Here is a 10308-nt window from a genome sequence, read left to right as displayed (position 1 = left end):
AGTGGTTAGTTGATGTGTACCTCCACAGTGGACTTTCACCACCTAGATAGTCGCCATGCCTGGCGCACACAAAAAAGACATTAACGCCTAAACGTAATGCCTTTGTACTATATTTTATGATCTGAATTATCCCCTTAAAACCAAAGGTAATGCAATTTTAAAACAAGTACCTTCTTCGTTAGAAGAGAGCAGTTGTATTGTTCCATCATGACTTGTAATAATTCGTTCAATAATAGTCAAACCAAGTCCTGTTCCAGTTTCTTTGCTACTTACAAAGGGCTCAAACAAATTAGATTGAATCTCCTCAGGCACGCCACTCCCATTATCTTTGATGAAGATGTGTATTCTATCCTGATATACCTCAGAAGAAATCGAAATCTCACCTTTTTCTTCCATCGCCTGAATACTATTGATAATGAGGTTAAGAAACACTTGCTTCATTTGATCAACATCAATATTCAGTGTAATGGAGTCTATTTCAGAACGAATGAAGATATTTGACGAATAATTTGAATGAATAAACGGCATAATTTCTTCAATAACATCAGCTAGATTAGCCTTTTTCTTATTCAAATTAGGTTTGGCTAGCATCAACATATCTTGAGCTATGCTATTAATACGTTGTATTTCCTTTAAAATAAGCAGCGTATGGTACTTACTTCGCTCACTCTCTGAAAAATTACTATTCATCAATTGTATAAATCCTTGAATAACCGATAAAGGGTTTTTAATTTCATGCGCTGCTTTTGATGCTAATTCACCAGCTAGTGCTAACTTTTCCGTACGAAGAACTCTTTTCTCTAGTTTATCAATTTCAGACACATCAACAAAATAAAAAATTCTGCCAATAACATTCTTTTTATCATCTACGAGCGGAGATTGGGAGACCAATAGTATATATGATAGATCCGATGACTGATAAGATACTTTTCTCGTATGAAAAAAATCTTCAGAATAAAACAAATCCCAAAACTCTTCATTTACTTGAGAAATCACTTTATCTTTATAAAGCCTATTTATTTCCACCTCATCTAAGTTCGTAACCTCTTTGGCCTTGCTATTTAATACAATTTTACTATTTTCGATTTGCACTGTAATAATACCTATTGGAATCGAAGCTAGTATTTGTTCGCGATATAACTTTTCATTTGAAAGGTTTTCAAATGAATGTTGTAAACTTACAGACATATGGTTAACTGCTTCTGTAAGTTTTTTAAATTCATACTGTTCGTCCGAGGCAGTCGTTACTCCATACTCTCCTTTTGAGATACGACCTACATCTCTTACTAAAACATCAATTCTACGATAAATCCTCTTAAAGAATTGCGAAGTGATGAGGTACATTACAAGTATTGAAATTGAACCTGTCACAATAATAAGAATTGCTTGTCGAGTAAGGGGCTCACTCATTTCCCCATAGTCAAAAGCCGTATAAATAACTTGATCAGCCCCAAAAGGAAGAAAGACTTTATACAATTTCTTTCCATTAATCTCTTCTATGTACGAATTCTTCTCTGGGTTGGTTACCATATCTTTCAATACATCAAGGTCCTGCTCACTTTTATTATTATATGTACCATGAACAATTTGTTTTAACGGTGGGTACAATTGGTCTTCTAATGATGGGTCAACGAAAACTTTTGGATTTAGAATTGCGACTTCATCCAAATATGGGTTGTTCGTTTTCATCTGTTCCATTGAAGAGCTAGGTCCTACTTCGTTTAGTAAATTCTCAACCTCGCCTACTTCTATATATGGATTAATAATATACGAAGATCCAGGAGGGTGATAATAACCATATTTGAAAAAAACCGGTTCTTCCTGTTGTGATCCAGATTGAGCAACAGGAAGAACAAGAACGTGATTATCAACCAAAGTCGCTCCCTCTACTCTAACTTTCTCTCCTTTTAAAAGAGTGTCTACCGTTTCATAATAACCATATTCCTTGAAACTAAAGCCAATCTCATGAGGGTCGGTTGATCGAACACCTACAATATCATCTCCTTCTCTAGCAAACAACGTTATCCCAGCTAATTCTAACTCTTCTCTTAGCACTAGCAAGTCTTGATTTGTTATATCTCCTATTCTTTTTCCTTGCAATCTTTCTGCTGCAAGTTTTGCAAAAGAAATTAATTTCAAATCAATTTGATGCTCTAGGGATCTAGCTGCCAAGTTCGTGTTTTCAACTTCACGCTTTATACTTTGAGCCGTCATGGTTGATTGCTTATTTACTTCAGATACAATCTGTTGATTAGTATAATAGAGCAAAATAGATCCCGATACTAAAACTAGAATCAGGGACGCTAAAAGAACCCTAACTAAAAAGAGGGTTTTTAACGTAGCATTCTTCTCTTTCATAATAAAATCCTTTCCATGCCTTCGCCTTTTAAGCTTCTCTTAAACTTCTATTACTAGTTATCTCTATTAAATTATATCACGCAAAAGACATTCATTGATTGGAAACATTTACAATTTCAGACTTCAACAATATGTCTGAATATGCACAAAACAAAAGCGCTTAAACTCATGTGAATTATTGATGATAGTCACAAGAAGAGTTAATAGCCCATGAAACAGCAATAAGCTACTTCTTATGGGCCGAAATAACATATTCATTAAAAAAGCTCACCGTAATCAATATCGTCTGCCTTTTTTGGCGTCTCAGCCGTTATTTCTTCTGAAAACTCTGCCATAGCTGTTTGATCTGATCCTCTTATCGTATGGAATTGATTATTATTAATGAAATTACTAATCGGTTGCAACCTATTTTCACGATTCGTTAAAAGGCTGTAGGCCACCGCACCAATTCCTATTCCTAAAATTGAGAACATCACGCCGCCAACGTTGTTGCGTCTAGCTCCAAATATTTGCTGTGTTCGCCTCCCCCAATTAAATACAGATCTTATCCAACCAATATGATTGATCATAGAATTCATCATCTAGGTTTTAAACTCCCCTTTCCTACATTTAACTTTATTATTTTGATTTCTACATTATTTATGAGGAAAAACTTTTCCTAAATATGAATTAGCACTCTCGACAAATCCTGGTCATACATACGTTAAAGGGTTATCGCATTTTGCGATAACCCCTAATAATATAACTACATCTTACACAGGCCACTTCTCTAACGTATAAGACATTTCCCAAAACATATACTCATACTTGCTACTTGTAACAAAAATAGCTTCCATACGTTGCTTTTCTTCTTCTGAAGCTTTTTCTGCCCATTCATCCAAACGGTCTATTTGTTCCTTTACTAACGTTGCAAACCACTCGTCACCATAAGTATCAATCCACTTTTGATAAACGAGATGTTCTGGATTAGAACCTTTATATTTTTCTCCGATTTCCCAATACAACCAATAACAAGGTAAAATTGCAGCAATGACTTCTCCTAAAGAGCCTTTATACGCAACAGAAAATAAGTGGTTCGTATAGGCTACTGCCGTTGGAGCTGGTTCAGCCGCCATATGACCTTCGCTATTCTTTTCTAATCCTAAGTCTTTGGCAAATCCTTCATGAAGCATATGCTCTGCATCAAATGTGGATTTTGCATGAAATGCCATTTGCGATGTCGTGTGAAAGTCCAACGCTTTCGCAGCCCCAATGGATTGTACTTGAGCAAATTTCGAAAGATAAAAGGAATCCTGTTGTACATAATATTTGAAACATTCAATTGGCAATGAACCATCAGCTACTCCCGTAACAAATGGATGCTCAAAGCTTGCATTCCAAATAGAGTCTACCTTTTTACGAAGTTGTTCTGAAAATTTCATATCATTCATCCTCTCTTTATCATCTATTTAGTTCATTTCGTATAGTGCGTTCATCAATTGCCTTTTTAACTCTAGATATTCACGAGTGACAGTCATTTCCTTTTTCCTAGGTCTTGGCAATGGAACCTTTACTTCTAATATGACTTCCGTAGGACGTGGTCCTAACACATAAATACGGTCTGATAAGAAGATGGCTTCATCAATACTATGTGTAATAAATAAGACTGTACGTTGCATTTGACTCCATATTTGCAAAAGCCAACTATGCATTTTCTCACGAGTTAATGCATCTAACGCTCCAAATGGCTCATCTAATAGCATGAGTTCCTTTTTATGCAAGAACGTTCGAAGCAACGCAGCCCTCTGCTTCATTCCCCCTGATAAAACTCCCGGATAATGATGCTCATATCCTTCTAATCCAAACAGAGGAAAAAGAGAAAGTGCCTCTTCTTTTAGTTGTTCCGTTTGGTGTCTTGTTATCTTAGGACCTAGAAGGACATTTTCAAGTACGGTTTTCCATGGGAACAATAAATCCTTTTGCATCATATAACTGCTATGCCCACGTTGCCCTATCACATTCACTCCGTCAAATGAAATTTCTCCCTCTTCTGGAATATCAAGACCCGTAATGAGATTAAACAAGGTACTTTTGCCACAGCCACTTGGTCCAATTAACGAAACAAATTCCCCTTTTTGAAGTGACAAGTTTACTCCTTTAATGACCGGTTCCCCGTCAAAGGAATGATGGAGATTACGAATGTTGATTTCCATATTGACTACAACCTTTCATTAAGGCAAGAACGTATTTGTCATCGCTTCTTCAGTCGGTACTTCTGTTTCAATCAAACCTGCTTCAAGCATCCACTCTGAAAAATCATTCCAAATATGTTCCTCTTGAATACCCCATTTTTCTGCATCCCCTTTGTAACGTGGGCTTAACCACTCTTGTGATGCACGAATCAGTTCTTCATTTGTTTCTGGGCTAGCGGCAATTAAGATCTCCGCAGCTTCTGATGGCTGCTCAACCGCAAATTCATATCCTTTCGAGACAGCTCTTACAAACTTTTCAACTAGCTCAGGCTGCTCTTCAATCACGGCTTCACTGCTAAAAATAACAGGAGAATAATAATTAAAAACAGGATCAATATCTTTAAGGTAAATCATATTAATGTCCTCACCACGAACTTCAGCTTCAATTCCTGTCCACCCATAAAAAATCCATTGAAAATCTATGTCTCTTTTCGTATTCGCAAAAAAGTCAGCAGATCCAACAATCACATTATCTACCGAAGAAGGATCAACCCCATGCTGATTTAATACCGTATCCAAAATTGCTTCTTCTTCCGCACCACCAAATCCACCATATGTCTTTCCTTCAAAATCCTCTGGTGATGTAATGTCTTTCTCAACTGGGGAAGCAAAACCAGATGTGTGCTCCTGAATGACAGCTGCAATCGAAACAACTGGAATACCTGTTGATCTAGCAATTGTCACGCCTGTCTGAGAGCCAATCCCAAAATCAGCTTGTCCTGCTGCGACAACTGGTACGGCTCCTTCCATAGCTGGTTCGATAATCGTTAAATCAATCCCTTCCTCTTCAAAATACCCTTTTTCTTTCGCAACATAAATACCCGTATGATTTGTGTTAGGAACCCAATCTAATATAAACGTTGCTTCCATTAACTCTGTAGATTCAGCTGGTAACTCTTCCCCTGTTTCCGATTCAACCTCCGTTTCGGCCTCTCCCCCTTGACTTGACTCTTCTGCTTGGTTACAACCAACTAACATAAGCATGATAATGAAAAATAAAAATGCACTTAATTTTTTTGACATCGGACTCTCTCCTCAGACCTAATTTGTTTATTTTTTATGAGACTTATGTTTCCACGGCATCATGAGTCTGCCGAGTAGTACAACAACTAAAAATAAAAGGCAGCTTAAAAGTGAAATCAACACAATAACAACAAAGACCCTATCTGTCGCAAACGAGCTTTGAGCTTTGATTAAATAAATACCTAACCCAGAACTTGCACCGACCCACTCAGAAATTACTGCTGCCAGCACACTATATGTAGCCCCAATTCTCAACCCTGTAAATAAATAAGGTAATGCATGCGGGAACCTGACAGAAGAAAATACCTGCAGTTGCGATCCACCCATCGACCGAACAAGCCGGATCATATCGCGATCACTTGATTGCAGTCCCTCAACAACACTAACGACTACCGGAAAAAAAGTGACTAATGCAACGACAAGAACTTTAGGCAAAATCCCATAACCAAACCAAATAATGAGTAACGGCGCAATCGCAATAATAGGAATCGTTTGCGAGAATAAGAGAATCGGGTAAAAACTTTTACGTAAAAACGGTGAAAAATCTAAAATAAAAGCCATTACTAACGCAACGATAATTCCTAATAAGAAACCAAGCAGCGCTTCTTTTGTGGTCATCCAGATATGTTCCGGTAATAGATGCCACGTGTCAAATAACGTAAGAACAATCAAGCTTGGCGCTGGTAAGATCCACTTTTCAACGTCCCAAATCCAGACAGCCACTTCCCATACGACAAGAAACATAATAATGGCAATGATCGCTGGAGCCACTGAACGGATCGACTGACGCAAACGTTCCATGAAACCCTCCTTTCACAAAAAAAGTCTACACACCTTAGAGGCGTGTAGACTTTACATGTCAACATGTAATTCTAATAAACATCCCTCCGCTGGCATTACCCAGATCAGGTTTAAGGGTCGATATCTTCATCGGGATATCCTCTCAGCCAACCTCATAGCTCCCCTATTATTTTTCATAAATTTTCTAGAAAAGCTTATCACACATTTTGACTTTGTACAATATTCTGTTCTTTTAAACAACTATTTAATGCAATTACCACCCTCTAGTTAGAATAGAGCGCGATCCTTTTCCCGGACGCTTGAAGACCTCTTTCTCCTTGCTATATCACCGAACGGGCTTTCATTTGCTTTATGAAGACCCAATACCTTTCCAAGAGCAACGATCAGGTCTTCATCCCTCTTATGAAGACCAATCCCCTTTCCCAAAGAAACAATCAGGTCTTCATCTCTCTTATGAAGACCTAATCCCCTTTCCCAAAGAAACAATCAGGTCTTCATCCCTCTTATGAACACCTAATCCCCTTTCCTAACACAACAATCAGGTCTTCATCCCTCCTATGAAGACCCAATCCCCTTTCCCAGAGCACGATCAGGTCTTCATCCCTTTATGAAGACCCAATTCCCTTTCCCAGAGCAACAATCAGGTCTTCATCCCTCTTATGAACACCTAATCCCCTTTCCCATAACACCGAACAAGCCTTTCATAATGCCCAATTCTCCCAAGAAACCTGAAAAAAGAGACGAAAATCGTAACGATCTCCGCCTCAAATAATATATACCTTAATCTTTATCCCACTGTAACAAAGATTTTGCTTTTCAAAAGCCCCTTTAAGCTTAACATCCTTCATTATATCGATGAAAATGGACCTTTCTTTAAATAATGAACAAAAACCCTACTCATGACTGGATAAAGGAGTGAAAAGAAAATCATATTCCCTATCGCATGGTTTGTGTCAAATGGGAGCCCAGCTAAGTAATACGCGATAAAGCGATCGCTAATGAACAGCATATTTAACGAGATGACAAATCCATAAAAATAACCACAAAATCCTGCGTACATGATGAGAACAAGGAAAGGTATACCCCACTTCGTATGAGCTCTTCCCATCCAGCCAGAGAGAAGCCCAATCACAGACCAAGAAATGATTTGCCAAAAGGTCCATATGCCTGTTCCTAATGTCATATTCGTTAATACCGTACTGACAAAACCTAGAATGAGGCCATTGACCGGTCCCATAAACATCGCTGTGATTATAATAATGGACGTAACCGGTTGAACATTAGGAATATGAGCAAAAGCCATTCGGCCTACCACACAAAGAGCACTGAGCATGGCTAGCAACGTAATTCGGCGAATTGACATGCCTATTCAATCGAAGCGTAATGAAAATGAATCAAGTCTCCATGTTCAATTTCGTATTCAGCTGCCCCTACTAATGCTTCTTCCCCGTTGATCGTATAGAGCCAATAACTTGATGTTTCATCATCTGCTTCAATTCCATTAATTCCTGAGATAAACGCTCCTTCATACGCCGTTGTAATGTCATAATGCTCATCCATTACTTCCATAAGCGTTTGTCCTTTTTCGAACGATATCGTATCCTCGCTTAGGATATTCTCAGGATCTTCTTCACTTAACACAATCGTAGCATGGGTTTCCTCAACACCCTCTGCCTCTTCTTGTGCTTCCTCAGTAGTTTCATCTTGAACCGGTTCTTCGACCGTTTCATTGTTTGCTCCACATCCCGATAATGTGAGCAAAACTGCAAATAAAATAGAAAACAAATATCTCATTCCCATTCCTCCTAAACTAGAATCAATAGTAGTTTGTCCGCGTTACTTGTAAGCATGTATTCAAGACATATAGGCTGGGGACTAGCCTTTTTGGCATCACCCTCCTACCTTAACTTGTACACTCGGTTCGACCTGCTGCATGTTTGTCAGCTTGAAAAAAGCGATAGCTCCAAGCAATGAAGTAAAAAACAAAATTGCTCCCATCGGTACCGCCGTCGCTTCGTTAATCCCAACAAGTGGGGAAACCATTGAACCGAGGAACAAGGAAAGGGTACCTAACACCGCACTCGCGCTCCCCGCACGGTGGCCTTGTTTTTGCATCGCCAAAGAGAAGGTACTCGTTGTGATCATCCCCATGGAAGTCATATAAATAAAGATCGGAATTACGAGTGTTGCCAGAGGTCCTTCAACGATGGTCATTACTAACAGGAAGAAAGTAGCACTTACCGCGATGATTACCGCAATACGTAACAAACTCCTTTCATGAACAATTCCACCTAAGCGCCCGATGGTAAAGCTCCCCAAAATAATAGCAAGCCCATTAATGCCGAACAATACGCTGAATACTTGAGGAGACACATCATAAATCCCTTGATACACAAAAGGAGTTCCAGCAACATAAGCAAAACTTCCACCATGGATGAAACCAACAGTTAATGCATACCCAATGAAAGATCGATCCTTAAACAAGCTAAGCTCCCCATTGTTCGAACTGAATGCCCAACTGTACTAGGAATTCGTTTTTCCGGGGGCAACGTCTCCTTTAATTTGAGCGCTACGACCAATACAATGAAAAGACCAATTAAGCTTAAAAAGTAAAAAATTGAACTCCAGTTGGCAAAAGGCATAAGCAAGATCGCTCCCCCCGCCATTGGTGCTGCCATCGGTGCAACTGCATTGATGACCATTAACAGCGCAAAAAATTTCGTTAACTCACGGCCGCTGAACACATCACGGACTACAGCACGTGAGATCACAACTCCCGCCGCTGCCGTAAATCCTTGTAAAAAGCGAGCTATTACTAAAATAACGATATTAGGAGCTAACGCACATAACAAGGATGAAACCGCAAATAACAAGGATGAAACCGCAAATAACAAGATGGATATCAATAACGGTTTTTTTCTCCCCTATGTATCACTAATTGGTCCGACAACGACCTGACCGGATGCAAGACCAAGTAAACATGCAGTTAAACTAAGCTGAACAAGTGAGGCACGAGCTCCTAAGTCATCCGCAATCTCAGGAAAACTTGGCAAATACATATCAATATTTAGTGGCCCTAATACCGCAAGCATCCCGAGTAAGAAAGCTAACCCTAACCGCTCTTTCCCCGTTGGATTATGTAATATAAACAAAAAGCACCTTTCCTTGAAGTTTCTGAGTCTCATAACCTATGTAATAAATTCGAATGTTACAAGTAACGTCGACTTATCAAAGTATAATACAAAAAATCCAAAGATCAAATACCAGAACTTTAAATGGACAAAGCCCTCTTCTTGACTATTACGCTTACAACATTTACCTTTAAATTGACATTAGATAATATAAGGGAGGATCCACATGACAAAAAGCACTCATTACAAAGATTACTTTCTATCACACCGCCTTGTAACAAATGAATTAGTAGAAAAGGTTAGTAAGGACGATTATGATTACAAGCCAACAGATACTTCCATGTCAGCTAAAGAACTTGTTGTTCATATGCTAACATCCTTTTATCAGTTTGTATCAGCAGCTGCAAAACAACCTCCCAAGCCACTCCATGACGAAAATGCAAATGTTGACTTATCTGAACTTGCAGAGCTGTACACTGAAGAATCTGTGAAAATTATCGAGTTATTATCTGATGAAGATCTTGACGAAATCATTGACCTAACTGCAGTTCTAGGCATCAAACTCCCTGCAGAAAAGATTCTTAATTTAGCTATAGACCACGAAATTAATCACAAAGGAAACTTATTTGTTTACGTTCGTGGAATGGGACACACTGACTTGCCAATGTTTGTAAGAAAATAACACTTACTTAAACGACCACCTGCTAAAGCAGGTGGATTTGGACATAAAATGTCTACGACTAAAGTCGTTTCTTAAGACTGAA

Annotated in this window: 9 protein-coding genes, 1 pseudogene and 1 riboswitch; of the genes and pseudogenes, 1 reads left to right on the top strand and 9 read right to left on the bottom strand. The window is 38.7% G+C overall.

The annotated features are described in order from the left end of the window. Window positions 1–126: 126 nt before the first annotated feature. From SAY88_RS23945 to SAY88_RS23905, 9 genes and pseudogenes are all read right to left on the bottom strand, one after another. Complete coding sequence (locus SAY88_RS23945) at window positions 127–2358, bottom strand: sensor histidine kinase (RefSeq protein ID WP_332634900.1); 2232 nt, start codon at window positions 2356–2358, stop codon at window positions 127–129. A 257-nt stretch (window positions 2359–2615) separates the two neighbouring features. Then, a complete protein-coding gene (locus SAY88_RS23940) occupies window positions 2616–2939 on the bottom strand; it encodes a hypothetical protein (protein ID WP_332634899.1) in 324 nt (107 codons plus the stop codon). A 171-nt stretch (window positions 2940–3110) separates the two neighbouring features. After that, window positions 3111–3779, bottom strand: coding sequence for a thiaminase II (gene tenA, locus SAY88_RS23935; RefSeq protein ID WP_332634897.1), 669 nt, complete (start codon window positions 3777–3779; stop codon window positions 3111–3113). Between the two features lie 27 nt (window positions 3780–3806). Beyond that, complete coding sequence (locus SAY88_RS23930; RefSeq protein ID WP_332634895.1) at window positions 3807–4550, bottom strand: ABC transporter ATP-binding protein; 744 nt, start codon at window positions 4548–4550, stop codon at window positions 3807–3809. 18 nt (window positions 4551–4568) lie between these two features. Further along, window positions 4569–5612, bottom strand: coding sequence for an ABC transporter substrate-binding protein (locus SAY88_RS23925; RefSeq protein ID WP_332634894.1), 1044 nt, complete (start codon window positions 5610–5612; stop codon window positions 4569–4571). Window positions 5613–5639: 27 nt separating this feature from the next. Then, entirely contained in the window at window positions 5640–6413 is a 774-nt protein-coding gene (locus SAY88_RS23920; protein ID WP_332634893.1) for an ABC transporter permease, read from the bottom strand. 63 nt (window positions 6414–6476) lie between these two features. After that, window positions 6477–6588, bottom strand: a riboswitch (TPP riboswitch). Between the two features lie 672 nt (window positions 6589–7260). Then, window positions 7261–7776 (bottom strand): ECF transporter S component, encoded by a 516-nt coding sequence (locus SAY88_RS23915; RefSeq protein WP_332634892.1) that lies wholly within the window; start codon window positions 7774–7776, stop codon window positions 7261–7263. A gap of 2 nt (window positions 7777–7778) precedes the next feature. Beyond that, complete coding sequence (locus tag SAY88_RS23910; RefSeq protein ID WP_332634891.1) at window positions 7779–8207, bottom strand: DUF4430 domain-containing protein; 429 nt, start codon at window positions 8205–8207, stop codon at window positions 7779–7781. A 96-nt stretch (window positions 8208–8303) separates the two neighbouring features. Beyond that, window positions 8304–9559, bottom strand: a pseudogene (locus tag SAY88_RS23905) (Bcr/CflA family efflux MFS transporter). Between the two features lie 211 nt (window positions 9560–9770). Here SAY88_RS23905 and SAY88_RS23900 point away from each other — a divergent pair. Continuing rightward, the gene (locus tag SAY88_RS23900) at window positions 9771–10226 is read left to right on the top strand and encodes a DinB family protein (RefSeq protein WP_332634890.1); all 456 of its coding nucleotides are present in this window, start codon (window positions 9771–9773) and stop codon (window positions 10224–10226) included. The last annotated feature ends 82 nt before the right edge of the window (window positions 10227–10308 follow it).

Origin of the sequence: Halalkalibacter flavus (assembly GCF_036663575.1) — a bacterium.
In the GTDB taxonomy this organism is placed as follows: Bacteria; Bacillota; Bacilli; order Bacillales; family Bacillaceae_D; genus Halalkalibacter; species Halalkalibacter flavus.
Note: the sequence above shows the minus strand (reverse complement) of the source record. Positions and strands in the feature narration are given on the sequence as shown.

Excerpts from the sequence above, each read along its gene's own strand:
- tenA (WP_332634897.1), bottom strand. The coding sequence starts at position 3,779 with ATGAAATTTTCAGAACAACTTCGTAAAAAGGTAGACTCTATTTGGAAT.
- SAY88_RS23940 (WP_332634899.1), bottom strand. The coding sequence starts at position 2,939 with ATGATGAATTCTATGATCAATCATATTGGTTGGATAAGATCTGTATTT.
- SAY88_RS23925 (WP_332634894.1), bottom strand. The coding sequence starts at position 5,612 with ATGTCAAAAAAATTAAGTGCATTTTTATTTTTCATTATCATGCTTATG.
- SAY88_RS23900 (WP_332634890.1), top strand. The coding sequence starts at position 9,771 with ATGACAAAAAGCACTCATTACAAAGATTACTTTCTATCACACCGCCTT.
- SAY88_RS23910 (WP_332634891.1), bottom strand. The coding sequence starts at position 8,207 with ATGAGATATTTGTTTTCTATTTTATTTGCAGTTTTGCTCACATTATCG.
- SAY88_RS23945 (WP_332634900.1), bottom strand. The coding sequence starts at position 2,358 with ATGAAAGAGAAGAATGCTACGTTAAAAACCCTCTTTTTAGTTAGGGTT.
- SAY88_RS23920 (WP_332634893.1), bottom strand. The coding sequence starts at position 6,413 with ATGGAACGTTTGCGTCAGTCGATCCGTTCAGTGGCTCCAGCGATCATT.
- SAY88_RS23930 (WP_332634895.1), bottom strand. The coding sequence starts at position 4,550 with ATGGAAATCAACATTCGTAATCTCCATCATTCCTTTGACGGGGAACCG.
- SAY88_RS23915 (WP_332634892.1), bottom strand. The coding sequence starts at position 7,776 with ATGTCAATTCGCCGAATTACGTTGCTAGCCATGCTCAGTGCTCTTTGT.